Source organism: Streptomyces sp. NPDC085927, from assembly GCF_044540975.1.
GTDB classification, from domain to species: domain Bacteria; phylum Actinomycetota; class Actinomycetes; order Streptomycetales; family Streptomycetaceae; genus Streptomyces; species Streptomyces hirsutus.
On sequence record NZ_JBITSN010000018.1, the window covers coordinates 61,147 to 76,040 of the forward strand.

Genomic DNA, 14,894 nt, shown 5'->3' on the forward strand with positions numbered 1-14,894 from the left:
ACGTCCCCGCCGCACCGCCTGATCCAGCAATCGGTGAGACGACCTCGGAGCGGGGCGTCCCTAGGCTTCCGGAGCAGGAGTTCAGCGGCCGTGGCGGGTGCCGGCCCCGGCACCGGGCCCAAGGGCCCGGCGGGCGTCAGTCCGCCCGGAGCCGCCGAGGTCGTCATCAGCCGTGTCCGGTACCCCGGCTGGCACAACAGCCTACGGAGCAGTCATGCACGAGACAGCAGCAGCACCGGCCCGCGCAGGATTCGTCCCCTGGCCCGACGACGTGGCAGCCCGCTACACGGCCGCCGGCCACTGGGAGGGACGCTCGCTGGGGACCCATCTGGCCGAGGCCGCACGGAAGGTCCCGGACGCCGTGTGCCTCGTCGACGGACCGGCCCGCATGAACTACCGCGAGTTGATGGCACGCGCGGACGGGGCGGCCGTCCGCATGAGAGGACTCGGCATCCGCGCGGGCGACCGCGTGGTGGTGCAGCTGCCCAACTGCTGGGAGCACGTGGTCGTGACCGTGGCGTGCCTGCGGCTCGGCGCCCTGCCGGTCTGGGCGCTGCCGCAGTACCGCCACCGCGAACTGTCGGGCGTGGTGGCTCACGCCCGGGCCAGTGCCGTCGTCGTGCCCGACGTGTACCGGGAGTTCGACCACCAGGCGCTGGCGCACGAAGTGGCGGGGGAGCAGCCGGCTGTCGGGCACGTCCTCGTGGCGGGGTCCGACGTACGGCCGGACAGCGTCGACCTGCGCGCGCTGTGCGAGCCCCTGGACGCGGACGAGGCCGCGCGGGCCGCGGCCGAGCTCGACCTGTCCGCGCCGCGCGGTGACGAGGTCGCGATGCTCAAGCTGTCCGGCGGAACGACCGGACTGCCCAAGCTCGTGGCCCGCACGCACAACGACCTCAGCTACATGATCAAGCGCGCTGCCCAGGTGTGCGGCTTCGGACGCGACACGGTGTACCTGGCCGTCCTGCCGCTCGGCCACGGCTTCCCCAACACCGGCCCCGGAGTCCTCGGCACGCTCCTGACCGGGGGACGGGTGGTGATGTCCGGATCGCCGGCACCCGAGGCCGCGTTCGCGGCGATCGGGCGGGAACGGGTGACCGCCACGTCCGTGGTGCCGGCCATCGTCGTGCGGTGGCTCCAGTACCGGGACGAGAATCCGGGCGCCGACCTGGGGTCGCTGGAGCTCCTGCAGGTGGGGGCCTCGCGGCTCGAGCCGGAGGTGGCCCGGCAGGTGGGACCGAAACTGGGCTGCAGGCTGCAGCAGGTCTTCGGGATGGCGGAGGGCCTGCTGTGCCTGACCCGCCTGGACGATCCGGACGACGTGGTCCACCACACCCAGGGACGGCCGATCAGCCCGGACGACGAGATCCGGGTGGTGGACCCGGAGGGCAGGACGGTGGGGGTGGGCGAACCCGGGGCGCTGCTCACCCGGGGCCCGTACACGCCGCGCGGCTACTACGACTCGCCCTCCGCGAACGCGCGGGCGTTCACCCCCGACGGCTGGTACCGGACCGGTGACCTGGTACGCCGGACGCCGGACGGCAACCTGGTCGTGGTCGGCAGGGAGAAGGACCTCATCAACAGGGGCGGCGAGAAGATCAACGCCGAGGAGGTGGAGGGCTTCGCCATGCAGGTGGACGGCGTGCTGCAGGCGGCCGCCGTCGGCCTGCCGGACAGCGGACTCGGCGAGCGGATCTGCCTGTTCGTCGTGCTGGCCGACGGCGCGCGGGCGGAACTGGCGGACGTCCGGAAGGTGATGGAGAACGCCGAGACGGCGTCGTTCAAGCTCCCGGAGCGCCTCATCACGCTTCCCGCCCTGCCCACCACACCGATGGGCAAGATCGACAAGAAGGCACTGCGCGCCGCCGCCGGTCGGACCTCCGCAGCCTGACCGGCCGCGCGAAGGGCTCCCCGCCGGCTGCACCGGCGGGGAGCCCTTCGCGTATCGCGGTCACGGTCCGCAGCGATACAGCGCCGCGTCGCTGAACCCCGGTACCGGCAGCTGGGCCTGTTCCTCGTCGAAGGGCTCGCCGCCGTAGGCGCCGGGGTCGACGAGCCGGCAGTTCTCGCGCACCCAGGCCACCCGCTTCTGCTGCACGCTGCCGCCCATCCCGGCCATGCCGCCCAGCCGCGCCTCGCCGGGATGGGCGGTGAGGACGAACCTCAGGTCCCCCCGGTCGACCCACTCGCTGAGCTGGTCGACGGTGGGCGAGTCGTCGGCGCCCAGGAATCCGCCCATGCCCACGACCGGGGCACCGGTCTCGATGATGAACGACGACGAAGCGAGCCCGCCGCCCTCGACGGCGAGTGTGACGCCGGCACCGCCCGAGTGGCGTTCGGCGTACTCGAGGATCCGCCGATTGTCGGCGGACAGGTCGGAGCCGCCGAAGCCCTTCCCGCTCCGGGCGCCGGACGAGGCGGCGTTGTCGGCACCGGACGCCGGGAGTCCATCGGGCAGCTGCATGCCCTCGGGCATCTGCGCACCCCCGGGCAGCTCCAGACCGGGAGGCAGTTCCATGCCCTCGGGCATCCGGCCCCCGCCCGACGGCATGCCGGCGGGCGGCGCCATGCCGTCGGGGAGTTCCCCGCGCAGCAGGGCGCTGAACGCGTTGTTCGGCGGACCCGCCGTGGGGAAGCCGCCGTTGTCGGCGGCCACGGCCGCGGTACCCACGGACCACACGCCGGGGCCCAGCAGCACCGCTGCCGCCCCGACGACCAGCCCGGCGTGCCCCAGGGGACGCCGCCCCGGCGACAGTTTGGCCACCACCAGGACGACGACCGCGAAGGCGGCGAGCCCCAGGGCCGCCCACCTGGTCCAGCCGTGCCACGAGGTGTCCCTGGAGACCAGGACGAAAGCCCAGAGCGTCGTGAGCGCGACCGCGGCCGGCAGGAGCAACCACTGCCGGCCGGAGGGCCGGCAGTATGTCCGCCAGAGCAGGGCGATACCCGCCGCGGAGACCGCGGCGACGGCCGGCGCCAGCATCGTCGTGTAGTACGTGTTGAAGATGCCCTGAGTGAAACTGAAGACCCCGCCGACGAGCACCAGCCATCCGCCCCACAGGAGCCAGCCCGCCCGCTGCACGGGATCACCCGGGGTTCGGAACCACAGGCGGCGGTAGCCGGCGGCTCCCACGACGGCCAGCACCAGCAGGCTGAGCGGGAGCAGCCAGGAGATCTGGTCCCCGACCTCGGCGGAGAACATGCGGGTGACCCCGGGCATTCCGCCGGAGAGCCCGACCATCGCGAGGGGCACGTTGATCCCGGAGCCGCCGGGCTGCTGGCCGGTGCCGAACAGCGCGCCGAACCCGTTGTAGCCGAAGACGAGCTGGAACGCGCTTCCGTCCGTGCTGCCGCCCATGTAGGGCTTGTCACCCGGCCACAGATCGTGCAGCGCGGGCCACCAGAACGAGGAGACGACCAGGACGGCACCGGCGGCCAGGACATCGTTGATCCTGCGCCTCACCGGGCTGGTGCTGCTGAGCAGGAACGCGAGAGCCAGTACCGGCACGATGATCCAGGCCTGCAGCATCTTCGCCGTGAATCCGCAGCCCACGAAGAAGGCGCACAGCAGCAGCCACGTGGTGCGGCCGCGGTCCGTCCCGGCGTGGATCGAGCGGGTGAACGCGTACGCCGCCGCGACCAGCAGCATCATCAGGAGGGAATCGGTGTTGTTGTCGCGGTTGATGGCGACGGTGATGGGGGTCAGCGAGAGGATCAGTGCCGCGAGCAGCGCGACGCGTTCCCCCGCCCACGGGCGGACCGCGCGGTGCAGCAGGAACACGGTGACCACGCCTTCGACGGCCTGGGGGAGCAGCATCGACCAGCTGTGGTACCCGAAGACCGCCACCGACGCCGCCTGGGGCCAAAGTGCCAGGGGCGGCTTGTCGACCGAGACGGCGCCGTACGGGTCCGCGGCGCCGAACAGGAAGTTCGTCGGGCTCTCCGTCATCGAGCGCACTGCGGCGGAGTAGTAGGCGTTGCCGTAGTTGCTGGAACCGATGAGCCACAGGTAGAGCAGGCCCGCGAGCCCGCAGATCCCGGCCAGTGCCCATGCCTTCGCCCGGCTCCGGCCGTCCCGGGCGAAGGGCACCGGATCCGGAGGGGACACGGTCACCGACGGGGAGCCCTGCATAGCGGAAGACATGCGTTTCTCATCCCTTTCATCTCTGGTACGCCCCGTCGGCAGCTGATGAGGGGGCATGCGGAACACCCTCAGGCCCCCTTGAGCAGGGTCCCCTTGATCGAGTCGAACTCGGCGTTGGCGCGGTCGTAGTCGTCAGGGCGGCCGATGTCCAGCCAGTACCCGTCGAAGGGGTACTCCGCCGGCTGGAATCCGCGGGCCAGCAGGTCGAGGACCAGGTCGTCGAAGCCGAACGGCATGTGGGACGGGTAGGTTTCGAGGGTGGTGCGGCTCAGGCCGTAGACCCCCATGCTGACCCGGTAGTCGACCGTCGGCTTTTCCACGAAGTGGACCACCCGGTTGCTGGTCGTCGTCAGCACGCCGAAGTCGATGCGCACCTCGCGCGTGCAGGTCGCCACCGTCAGCGGCGCCTCGCCCCTGGTGTGATGGGCCAGCACATCGGCGTAGTCCAGGTCGGTGAGGATGTCACCGTTCATGACCAGGAAGTGTTCGGGCAGTTGGTCGAGGATGCCCAGGACCGGGCCGATCGTCCCCCGGGGCGTGTCCTCCGAAGCGTAGGTGATGTGCATGTTCCACCGGCTGCCGTCGCCCACGAAGGACCTGATGAGGTGGCCGAGGTGTCCGATGGCGAGCGTCACCGTGTCGAACCCCCGCTGGGAGAGCTGGCTCAGGACGATCTCCAGGATCGAGAACTCGTCACCGATCGGCACCAGAGGCTTGGGCAGCCGGCTGGTGTACGGGCGCAGCCTCGTCCCCTTGCCGCCCGCCAGGATCACTGCGTGCATGGTCCGCGTCCCCCTCAGCGGTTGTAGTGGTTGTGCCGGTAGCCCGCCCGGTTCACGGGATCCCGGAACCATTCGACGGTCCGTCGCAGGCCGTCCTCGCGCTCCGTCCGGGGACGCCATCCCGTGCGCGCGCGCAGTCTCCCGGCGTCGCAGACCAGGCGTACGACCTCGGAGTCCTTGGGACGCAGACGCTGCGGATCCTCCCTGATCGAGGCGTCGGCACCCATCAGCCGCAGGATGTCCGCGGCGAGCCGTCCGATGGACACTTCCGTGCCCGTGCCGGCGTTGAAGACCTCCCCGGTCACTGCCGACGCCGGAGCGGTGCCGACCGAGACGAAGGCCTCCGCGGTGTCGGTGACATAGGTGAAATCCCGGGTGGGCGCCAGGGAGCCGAGGGTGATCTGCGGGGCCCCTGCGACGAGCTGGCTGATGATGGTGGGGATGACCGCGCGGGCCGACTGACGGGGGCCGAACGTGTTGAACGGCCGCAGGGTCACCGCAGGCACACCGTAGCTAAGGTGGTAGGACTCGACGAGCTTGTCCGCGGCCACCTTCGTCGCCGCGTAGGGGGACTGGGCCTGCAGAGGGTGCTCCTCCCGGATCGGCACCGTCCTCGCCGAACCGTACGTCTCGCTCGTCGAGGTGTGGACCAGCCTGGGTGTCCCGGCGGCACGCACGGCTTCCAGCACATTCAGCGTGCCCATGACATTGGTGTCCAGGTACGAACGCGGCGCCTGGTAGGAGTACGGAATCGCGATCAGGGCCGCCAGGTGGTAGACGACCGAGGCCTGCTCGATCAGTTCCCGTACGGACGCCGGGTCGCGGACGTCGCCGGGGCACACCTCCACGTGGCTCATCACCTCGGCGTCGAGCCGGTCGAGCCACCCCCACGAGGCGAAGGAGTTGTACTGGACCATGGCCCGCACCCGGTGCCCCCGCCGCACCAGCGTCTCGACGAGGTGTGATCCGATGAATCCCTCAGCCCCGGTGACCGCTACGAGTCCGGCCATGGATCCTCCTGGGTCTGTACACCGAGAACCTGCCGGGCGGCGGGGCCGGACACCGCTGTCCCCCCGCTCGCGAGCCCCCCTACGGTCACACACGCCACCGCGGTTCCGCTTCTTCCAAGGTGCGGGCCTGACCCGGAGGCGCTCATCGGCCCGGTCGCACGGACGCGGCCGCACGCCTGGCCACGAAGGTCCAACGACCCTGGTTGTTGCCGATGTTGGGCCGCACCCGGTGACCAGACAGGCCGGCCCGCCGTGCCCGGGCCGTCATCTCGGCCTCGTCGAGCCGGGTGAGGCCGAGCCGCCGCCGACGACGCGCGTAGGGGGAGAACGCCAGCCGCACGAGGGCCGGCACCGCCTCCCCGAGGAAACCCTCGCGCAGGGCGAAGCGCAGCAGCTCGGCCGTCTCCGCCACCAGCCCCGTCCCCGGGGGGACGAGGTCCCCGACGGCGAGCAGTCCGTCGGCGCCCAGCAGCCGGTGTGCCTCCCGCAGGAGGGCATCCAGTTCGTCCGCGCCGAGATACTGCACCACCGAGTGCACGACCACCAGGTCGACCGACCCGTCGGCCAGGTCCGCGAGTTGCCCCGGCGAGATGACGCGGATGGCCGGATCGTCCGCGAACCGGTCCGAGATCCGGGCCCGGATCGTCTCCGCCGCCTCGCACAGGACCACTTCCTCACAGGCCGCGGCGATCCGCGGGGCGGACAAGGCGTCTCCGGGACCGAAGTCGAGCACACGCCTGCCTCCTTCCGGAAGCAGACGGACGATGTCGCGCGCCACCGCACGGAAGTGCCGGTCCCGGTGCCGGTCGCCGACGTAGACGTCCTGCCTGCTGTTCCATTCCTCGAGCCAGGCGGACATGGCGGCTCCTTTCCGGCGGACCGCACGTCACGGCCCGGCCGTGTGCGGGGGGTGGGCCGTGCTGCGGCACAGTCTGGCCGACCACCGTGGCCGGGCCGTCTTCCTGGTTGCGGTGCAGAGCAACCGGCGCAAGCGGGAGGATGCTGCCGGCCGCTCGTCAGTCCGACGCTGGGACCCTCCACCGTCCGATGCGCGCGCGCCGCGTGGCCATTGAGAGGCAGCGTCCATGACCGCGACCGCCGAAGAGTCCGCCGAACTGACGCGAGTGTCCCTGACCGAGATCGTGATTCCGGTGCGCAACGAGGAGAAGGCGCTCGCACGGAACGTGCACCGGCTGCGCGACTATCTCGTCCGGAACTTCCCGTATCCCTTCGTGATCACCATCGCGGAGAGCGGCAGCGCCGACAGGACCCGCGAGATCGGTGAGGAACTGGCCCGTCAGCTCGCCGAGGTACGGTTCGTGAGCTTCGACTCCAGGGGCCGGGGCCTGGCGCTCAGACACGTGTGGGGAACGAGCCGGGCCGACGTGGTCAGCTACATGGACGCCGACCTTTCCATCGACCTGGACGGGTTCCTCCCGCTCATCGCTCCGCTCGCCTCGGGCCACAGCGACTTCGCCATCGGCACGCGGCACGCACGCGGGTCGAGCGTGCAGCGGTCACTGCTGCGCGCCACGCTCTCCCGCACGTACAACCTGATCCTGCGCGTGGTGCTGGGGGTGCGCTTCTCCGACGCCCAGTGCGGTTTCAAGGCCGGCCGAAGGGAGGTCGTGCAGGCCATACTCCCGACCGTCCAGGACGACAAGTGGTTCTTCGACACGGAACTGCTCTGTGCGGTGCAGCGCCAGGGGCTGCGCATCCACGAGGTCCCGGTCGACTGCCTCGACGACCCCGACACCACGGTCGCCATCGGCCGTACCGTCGTGGACATGCTCCGGGGCGTCGTCCGCGTGACGGGCCGCCGGATGAGAGGCGCTTTCGGAACGCCCCTGCCCTCACACCTGCAGCGCCTGGGCGTGCCCGTCGCCCCGGCGCGCAGGTTCTTGCGCTTCGCCGCGGTCGGAGCGGCGAGCGGACTCCTGCACGCCCTGTTCTACCTGCTGTTCACCCCGGTGATGCCCGCGTTGGCGGCGAACGCGCTCGCTCTCCTCCTCGCCACCGTCTTCAACACCGCGGCGAACCGCCGCATCACCTTCCAGGTGCGCGGGCGCCAGGACGTACTGCGCCATCAGGCCAGAGGATTCCTCGCCTTCCTGCTCGGTCTCGCCTGCACCAGCACGGCGCTGCTCGCGGCCGGCCCGGAAAGCGGCAGGGCCGTCGAACTGACGGTTCTGCTCGCCGGAGACGTTCTTGCCTCCCTGGTAAGGTTCGCCCTCCTGCAGCACTGGGTGTTCGCCCCCTCCCGGAGCCGCGACGGCAAGGAGACGGACCGGTGACGGAACGGCTGCTCGTCGTCAATGCCGACGACTACGGTCTCAGCGAGGGAATCTCCCGGGGCATCCTGAGGGCGCACGACGCGGGAGTCGTCACGAGCGTCTCGGTCCTCGCCGTCGGACCGGCGGTGGCGCGCTCGGCCGCCTGGCTGCGGGACCGGCCGGCCCTCGGAGTCGGCGCCCACCTGGCGGCGGTGGGAGAGGACCCTCCGCTGCTGAGCGCGCGTGAGATCCCGACCCTGGTCGGCCGGCGGGGTCTGTTCCGCAGGAACTGGCGGACGTTCATGACCGCCGCGCTCACGGGGCGCGTCGACATGGCGGACCTGCACCGGGAGTTCCAGGCGCAACTCGACCGCCTCGTCGACGAGCTCAACCTGACGCTGAGTCACATCGACACCCACCAGCATCTTCATCTCTACCCGCCCGTCGCGCAGATCGTGACACGGTTGGCCGCGGACCGGGGGATCGGTGCCGTGCGGGTGCCGACGAGCGCCGCCCCGGGGCTGCGAGGACTCGTGGTCCGTCACTGGAGCCGGGCTCTGGCGTCCCGGCTGGACGCCGCGCAGCTGGCGTTCCCGCAGGCGTACGGGGGACTCGACGAGGCGGGTGCCCTGACCCTCCCGCGCCTGGAAGCCCTTGTCGACCGCCTGGCCCGCGGCGAGGCCGGCGTCATCGAAGTCAACTGCCATCCCGGTGAACCCACACCGGGCGACCGGGCCCGCTACGCGTGGGGATACCGGTGGGAGGAGGAACTCGCGGGCCTGACCTCCCCGTTCCTGCGCGCGACGCTGCAGCGGCTGGAGCTGCGCCTCGGCAGGTTCAGCGACCTTCCCGCGCCCGGCATGCGTGCGCCGCGGGCGGAGGGGGACGAACCACCCCGCCGCACCGGGTGACGAAAGACGGACCGCACCACGGCGGGAGCCGTGGTGCGGTCCAGGGAGGAAACGTGCCGCGCCGGAGCAGTGGGCAGGGCGGATCCGCCGATCAGTTGAAGGAGATCGGCACACCCCCCGGGCCGTTGCCCGCAGCGTCCGAGAGGCCGACCTGGCAGGCCTCGGTGGTGCAGTCCACGGTGCCCCAGCGGGTGCCGTCGAAGAGGAAGCCCTCGAAGGAGCGGCGCACCGTCAGCGACGTGCTCGCGGAGCCGTTGGCGTCCGCGGTCACGGAAGTGAAGTCCGCCGGGTTGCACGCCAGAACGCCGGTGTCCACCCACGCGCACTGACCGACGTCGTAGGCGGTTCCGGCGTCGAGGCCCGCACTGTCGACCTGGACCACGGCGCCGTCGGACAGACCGGACGACGGAGTCACCGTGGCCGTCGGCGCCGCGGCCACGGCCGGGTTCTGGAACCCTACGGCGAGCCCCAGCACCGCCGCCGAGCCGACGGCGACCTTCGCTACTCGATTCCTGATGATGGAAATTGGGACCACTCCTTTGTCGATACATGGGGGAATTCGAAGGCAAAGCAAAATGCCTTCGAAGGCTGCGTCAATGAGATTACATAGCGCCCCTCATTAGTGTCAATAAATATAAAAGGCATTCTGAGAGAAGTGCCCGAAGCGGCACGTGTGTACAATCCGGCCCTCTCGGCAAGGGAAAGCATTGAATTCCCAGCCCTTCGTCCTCCCTGTTTCCGCAGCCGGTCACCGCGCCGGATCCGCAGCATGACCAGGTAAAACCTGGCTCCGAACGGTGTCCGGCGAAGCGCGTTCCGCCATTCCCGGTGAGCGTGTCGCCCCTCGCCGGCGTACGGCTTTCCGATGCGCGTGGGAGAGTCCGGCCGTCTTCTTGATCATCGCTTCCGGGTGGGTCATACGGATGCACGACCGGCGAAAGGAGCGCGCCAGTATACACCGTGAACATTCAATGCATATGCCGCATAAAAAGTGGGTGGCCGCGGGCGGTGGATATTGCCCCGGCCGGGGCCGCGGCGGGACCCTCCTGCCGGCCGACTTCTTTGGTATTGCCGGGCCTCGCCGAAGATCTTGCTGAGCTTCGAAGGCCGGTACTAGCGTGACGGCGAGTTGGAGACCCGATTCTTCGACCGCCCTGGTCGACGCCGGTCACGGCGCCGCGGAAACGCCGTCAGGGCGCAGTCGTCATCGGTCCATCCCTCCATCACGGCACCGAGGCGTTTACGCCGCGCTGCCCCTGACCGGCGCGGCACGCCTGCCGCGTCACCACGGCGTTCGACCAGACGAAGGAGCTTTTCCATGCGGCCGTTTCAGGTCCAGATCCCCCAGGCCGACATCGACGACCTCAAGCGCCGGCTGAGCGAGACCCGCTGGCCTGAGCTCGTCGACGTCGGCTGGTCCCGTGGCGCCCCGCTGTCGTACATCAAGGAGCTGGCCGAGTACTGGCGGGACGGCTTCGACTGGCGCGCCGCCGAACGCCGCATCAACCAGTACCCGCAGTTCACCACGGAGATCGACGGGGCCACCATCCACTTCCTGCACGTCCGCTCGCCCGAGCCGGACGCCACGCCGATGGTGATCACGCACGGCTGGCCCGGCACGCCGGTGGAGTTCCTGGACATCATCGGCCCGTTGACCGACCCACGGGCCCACGGCGGCGACCCCGCCGACGCGTTCCACCTGGTCATCCCCTCGCTGCCGGGCTTCGGCCTCTCCGGTCCGCTCAAGACCGCCGGATGGGAGCTGGGCCGGATAGCCATGGCCTGGTCCAAGCTGATGGCGAGCCTCGGCTACGAGCGCTACATCGCCCAGGGCGGTGACATCGGCGCCTTCACCTCCCTGCTGCTGGGCGCGATGGACCCCGGCCACCTGGCCGGCATCCACGTCAACCTCCTGCAGACCAACCTGAGCGGGGAACCCGGTGAGCTGGAGACGCTGAGCGATGCGGACAAGGCCCGCCTCGCCGTTTCCGAGCGTTTCCTCGACGACCTGTCCGGTCCCATGAAGATGCAGTCGACCCGGCCGCACACCATCGGCTACATGCTGAACGACTCTCCGGTCGCGCAGCTGGCGTATCTGCTCGAGATGTTCAAGCACTGGGCCCAGACCGAGAACGTCCCCGAGGACGCGATCGACCGGGACCTGATGCTGACCCACATCTCTCTCTTCTGGTTCACCGCGACCGGCGGTTCCGCGGCGCAGGCGCACTACGAGCTGAAGCCGTTCCTTCCGATCACCAGCCTGATCGGCCGGTCCCCGACACTTGACGTCCCCATGGGCGTCGCGGTCTACCCCGGGGCGCTCTTCCAGCCGGTCCGCAGCCTGGCCGAGCGTGACTTCAAGCAGATCGTGCACTGGGCGGAGCTCGACCGCGGCGGTCACTTCTCGGCCATGGAGGAGCCGGACCTGTTCGTCGACGACCTGCGCACCTTCAACCGGACACTGAAGAAGCTCTGACCCGTACACGGGCGGCGGGCCGGGGAATCCTCGAAACAGGAGGCCCCGGCCCGCTTCGGCGTTCCGTGTGACGCCTCGGGAACCCTGTCGGACGTGCCCGGCCGCGCCCTGAGGGCGCGTCGTGGACCGCGTCCCCGGCGCGGGTCCGCGGATCGGGCGGCGGGAGCATGCGCGTGCGGCACGCACGCAGAACGCCGGGGGGGGGGGGGGGGGGGGGGGGGGGGGGGCGCCCCCCCCCCCCCCCCCGCCCCCGCCCGCGGGGGGGGGGGGCCCCCCCCCCCCCCCCCCCCCCCCCCCCCCCGGCAGGGAGCGAGCCCGGCGGATGCGGCCGGCCCCGGCCCGCCGTCACTGCCGCCGCAGGCTCCTCACGGGGTACCGCACGGGCGGGGTCACTCCCCGAAGAACTTCGCCAGCAGCGGTGCGCCCGTCTGCTGGTTGAACAGGTGCCCTTCGCCTTCGATGCGCAGCAGACGGGCCCGGGGGATCTCCTCGGACAGCGTCACGCAGGCCTCCTGGATCCACGGAGCGCTCTCGGAGCCGCTGAGGACCAGCGTCTCGACAGCGATCTTCGGCAGCAGCGCGTGGGGGATGGAACCGTACCGGTCGTTGATGATCGCGTCGTAGACACACGAGGGCGCCATGGACTCGAACGCCTGCCAGGCAGGGTGCTGCTTGAACCTCTCCAGCGTCTCGTCCGTCATGAACTTGACGATCTCCTTGCCGAAGAGGGTCACCGCCTCTTCGCGGCGGTCCTCGGCGAGGAGCATCTTCAACCGGTCGACCTCGTCGCCGTTGAGCGGGGGAGAGGAGTACGGCGGTTCGTAGAGCCCCAGCTTCACCATGGGGACGCCGGCCGCCGCGGCATGGATGGCGATCATGCCGCCGCTGCAGTTGGCGAAGACGTGGCCCGGTTCCCCGATGGCGTCGAGCACCGCGACCAGGTCCTCGACCTCACGGTCGATCGTGTACTGCTCCGGGTCCCCGTAACCGCTGCCTCCACGGCCGCGGCGATCGTAGTTGAACACCGTGAACTGCTGGGACAGGCTCTGGGCGAGCGGTGTGAACATGGCCTTGTCGTTGAGCCCGCCCCCGATGATGACGACGGGCGGGCCGCTTCCCGACTTCTCGTAGGCGATCGTGGTGCCGTCGGCCGACACCACGGTCTCGACCGGGAGGTCCCGCGGTCCCGCGTAGTCGTCGCCCAGGGGCAACCCGCCTCCCACGACGCCGGCTTCGGCCGTCGCTGCTGAATCCACCATCGGCAGTCTCCTTGTACGAGGGTTCACGTCGCCCGGCGCGTCCGCGCGCATCGGCGAACGGCGCGGCGCGACGGGCATGGTCGAGTGGCCGGTCCCGGCCTCACCGGGCGAGAGCCGCGGCCCTGCCCTTCAGGTGCACCGGCAGACTGGCGTGGCCGTTGACCACGAAGCTTCCCTGGCCCTTGAGTTCGTCGTGGCGGACCGCGAGTTCCATGTCGGGGAAGCGCTCGAACAGTGCGGGGATGCCGATCATCCAGGCGTGCTTCGCGAGCCGCGCGCCGAGGCAGTAGTGGACGCCGTGGCCGAACGAAAGGTGCGTCTTGTCGGACCGCAGAGCGTCGAACTCGTCCGGGGCGTCGCGGTGTACGGCAGGATCACGGCCGATGCCCGCGAAGTCGACCAGCAGGGGGTCGCCCTTCGAGACCTTCACCCCGCCGATCTCGAAGTCCTCCGTCGCGTAGCGGAAGGGCAGGTGCGCCACGGGCGACTCCACGCGCAGCGTCTCCTCCCAGACGTTCCCCCAGGGGATCTCGCCGGAAGTCACCTTCTTGCGCAGGCCGGGGTCGACGAGCAGGGCCAGGGAGGAGTGGGCGAGGGCGTTCACCAGCGTCTCGGAGCCGGCGCCGAGCAGCAGGTGCAGCGTGCCGATCAGCTCCGAGTCACTCAGCCGCGAACCCTCGTCCCTGGCCTCGATCAGTGCACTCGTGAGGTCGTCACCGGGGTGATGGCGCTTGTACTCGACGAGGTCGGAGATGGCTTCCTGCCACTGTCCGAGGTTGGCTTCCGCCGCCTCGGAGGAGATCCGGGTGTCGATGTTCTTGTGCCCCCCGGCCAGCACCTCGGCGCGCCTCTCCTCCGGCACCCCGAAGAGGTCGCACATCAGCCGCGTGGGCAGCTCGGCGTGGAACATCGCCTTGATGTCCACGATCTCGTCGTCGGCCTTGGCGGCCATGGTGTCGAGGAGTTCCTTCACCGTCTTCTCGATGTGCGGCCTCATGGACTCGACACGACGCTCGGTGAAGGCCTTCAGGAGCAGCTTGCGCAGACGTGCGTGGTCGGCGCCGTCCTGGGTGGCCATGGTGTCCATGGCGACCCAGGTGATCAGGGGCCAGCCGTTCGATATCTCCCCGTTGATGTACGCGGGCCAGTTCTTGCGGGGATTCTTGGAGAAGCGCTCGTCGGCCATGATCTGCTTGGCGACCGCGTAGTCGTGCACCGACCACGCAAGCACGCCGTCCTGGAGTTCGACCCGTGCGATCGGGCCCTGCTCGCGCAGACGAGCGGTCTCCCCGTGGGTGTCGGCGCCCTCGGGGTCAAGACGGTAAGGGCACACAGCCTCGGTCATGGACACAACCTCCAGCAGGGTCTGTTGTAGCGGAACAGGCGTCAGGCGGCTTTCGGCGGCTGAAGACGCAGGGGGGCCGCCACAGGGCACGCGGCAGGCACCGGTGCACGCCGGCGCGGGCGGCTCGATCGTTGTTCACGCTAGTCTCACGGCCCGTCCACGGCGTCTTCCTGGTTGCGGAGAGCGGGGCCGGAGTCAGGTGTCCCCGGGTGCTGCCCGACAGGACGTCGGCGGCAGCTGTAGACATGCCCGGGCCCCGCGCGGTGTTCCTCCGCGCGGGGCCCGGGGGGTGTGTGCAGGGGGGTCAGGAACTCATGACTCCGACGTTGTTGCCATCGGGGTCGGTGAAGACGGCGATGCGGCCGGTGGGGGTGTCCTGCGGCGGCATCCTCACGGAGGCGCCGAGCTTCTCCGCCTGCGCGAGGGCCGCCTCGACATCGGCAACCGGGAAATAGGGAACGACTCCCACGTACGGGCTGTCGGGGCCAGCCTGACCGATTCCGCCGGAGGGCGGGCCGTCCCCGGAGCTCACCATGGCGTAGGTGTCGTCCAGGGCATTGATCGTCCAGCCGAAGATTTCCTGGTAGAAAGCCCGCGTCCGGGACGAGTCAGGAGTGGAGATGTCGAACCAGCCAGGCACGGCGGGAAAGTTTGTCTTTTCTTTGTCGTCTGCCATGTTTACACCGTACACAAT

The 14,894-nt window shown here is 70.3% G+C and carries 12 protein-coding genes; 4 read left to right on the forward strand and 8 right to left on the reverse strand.

Features of this window, described 5'->3' with window-relative positions; translation table 11 throughout:
- Window positions 1–214 precede the first annotated feature (214 nt).
- Complete coding sequence (locus ACIF80_RS32685) at window positions 215–1,891, forward strand: (2,3-dihydroxybenzoyl)adenylate synthase (RefSeq protein WP_399811322.1); 1,677 nt, start codon at window positions 215–217, stop codon at window positions 1,889–1,891.
- Between the two features lie 60 nt (window positions 1,892–1,951).
- Here the strand turns inward: ACIF80_RS32685 and ACIF80_RS32690 are convergent, their stop codons facing one another.
- From ACIF80_RS32690 to ACIF80_RS32705, 4 genes are all read right to left on the reverse strand, one after another.
- On the reverse strand, window positions 1,952–4,144 hold the full coding sequence (locus ACIF80_RS32690) for an ArnT family glycosyltransferase (protein ID WP_399811325.1): 2,193 nt from the start codon (window positions 4,142–4,144) through the stop codon (window positions 1,952–1,954).
- A 68-nt stretch (window positions 4,145–4,212) separates the two neighbouring features.
- Window positions 4,213–4,926: a sugar phosphate nucleotidyltransferase gene (locus ACIF80_RS32695; RefSeq protein WP_399811328.1), complete on the reverse strand. Its 714-nt coding sequence runs from the start codon at window positions 4,924–4,926 to the stop codon at window positions 4,213–4,215.
- Between the two features lie 14 nt (window positions 4,927–4,940).
- Window positions 4,941–5,936 carry an SDR family NAD(P)-dependent oxidoreductase gene (locus tag ACIF80_RS32700; protein WP_399811330.1) on the reverse strand — a complete coding sequence of 332 codons (996 nt, stop codon included), beginning with the start codon at window positions 5,934–5,936 and terminating at the stop codon, window positions 4,941–4,943.
- A 142-nt stretch (window positions 5,937–6,078) separates the two neighbouring features.
- On the reverse strand, window positions 6,079–6,795 hold the full coding sequence (locus ACIF80_RS32705) for a methyltransferase domain-containing protein (protein WP_399811333.1): 717 nt from the start codon (window positions 6,793–6,795) through the stop codon (window positions 6,079–6,081).
- Window positions 6,796–7,021: 226 nt separating this feature from the next.
- On the opposite strand from ACIF80_RS32705, the gene ACIF80_RS32710 reads away from it, so the two are divergent.
- Together ACIF80_RS32710 and ACIF80_RS32715 are read left to right on the forward strand one after the other, a co-directional pair.
- Window positions 7,022–8,230, forward strand: a complete 1,209-nt coding sequence (locus ACIF80_RS32710) for a glycosyltransferase (protein WP_399811335.1) — start codon at window positions 7,022–7,024, stop codon at window positions 8,228–8,230.
- Window positions 8,227–9,120, forward strand: coding sequence for a ChbG/HpnK family deacetylase (locus ACIF80_RS32715; RefSeq protein WP_399811337.1), 894 nt, complete (start codon window positions 8,227–8,229; stop codon window positions 9,118–9,120). Before ACIF80_RS32710 ends, ACIF80_RS32715 begins: the two co-directional genes overlap by 4 nt.
- A 91-nt stretch (window positions 9,121–9,211) precedes the next feature.
- Here ACIF80_RS32715 and ACIF80_RS32720 read toward each other — a convergent pair whose 3' ends face one another.
- Window positions 9,212–9,655, reverse strand: coding sequence for an enediyne antibiotic chromoprotein (locus ACIF80_RS32720; RefSeq protein ID WP_399811340.1), 444 nt, complete (start codon window positions 9,653–9,655; stop codon window positions 9,212–9,214).
- A 783-nt stretch (window positions 9,656–10,438) separates the two neighbouring features.
- Between ACIF80_RS32720 and ACIF80_RS32725 the strand changes: the two genes are divergently transcribed.
- Complete coding sequence (locus ACIF80_RS32725; RefSeq protein WP_271158211.1) at window positions 10,439–11,596, forward strand: epoxide hydrolase family protein; 1,158 nt, start codon at window positions 10,439–10,441, stop codon at window positions 11,594–11,596.
- A 389-nt stretch (window positions 11,597–11,985) separates the two neighbouring features.
- Here the strand turns inward: ACIF80_RS32725 and ACIF80_RS32730 are convergent, their stop codons facing one another.
- From ACIF80_RS32730 to ACIF80_RS32740, 3 genes are all read right to left on the reverse strand, one after another.
- On the reverse strand, window positions 11,986–12,855 hold the full coding sequence (locus ACIF80_RS32730; protein ID WP_399811343.1) for an alpha/beta fold hydrolase: 870 nt from the start codon (window positions 12,853–12,855) through the stop codon (window positions 11,986–11,988).
- Window positions 12,856–12,955: 100 nt separating this feature from the next.
- Entirely contained in the window at window positions 12,956–14,200 is a 1,245-nt protein-coding gene (locus ACIF80_RS32735; protein WP_399811346.1) for a cytochrome P450, read from the reverse strand.
- A 304-nt stretch (window positions 14,201–14,504) separates the two neighbouring features.
- Entirely contained in the window at window positions 14,505–14,876 is a 372-nt protein-coding gene (locus ACIF80_RS32740; protein WP_399811349.1) for a VOC family protein, read from the reverse strand.
- Between the last annotated feature and the right edge of the window lie 18 nt (window positions 14,877–14,894).